We start from the raw sequence: 302 nt of genomic DNA, 5'->3' as shown, positions 1-302 counted from the left end.
GCAGCATTTGCCGCAGCCGTCGCACAGTGATAAGGTCGCCCAGAGAGCGAAGATATCCAAGCTCAGCATCTATCGGCACTTCGAGAACAAGGAGGCGCTGTTCAGCGCGGCCATCTCGGCCGGCTGCCATCAGTTGTTTGCGCCACTGGCCCTTCTTGAAGGCGTCGGCGGTTCGGTCGAAGATCAGCTCATGGCGGTGGGATCATCCCTGCTTCGGACGCTGTTGAGATCAGACGTCCGCAGTGTCGAAGCCATGGTCATGGCCGACCAGACGAATCCAAGGTCGTTAAGCAAGCTCCATT

At 58.6% G+C, this 302-nt stretch carries 1 protein-coding gene; it reads left to right on the top strand.

Annotated features, from left to right (window positions below; all coding sequences use genetic code 11):
- Nucleotides 1–302, top strand: a 302-nt coding sequence (locus X735_RS135825) for a helix-turn-helix domain-containing protein (RefSeq protein WP_023814485.1), incomplete at both ends; no start/stop codon positions are given.

Source organism: Mesorhizobium sp. L2C084A000 (assembly GCF_000502875.1).
GTDB lineage: Bacteria > Pseudomonadota > Alphaproteobacteria > Rhizobiales > Rhizobiaceae > Mesorhizobium.
Note: the sequence above shows the minus strand (reverse complement) of the source record. Positions and strands in the feature narration are given on the sequence as shown.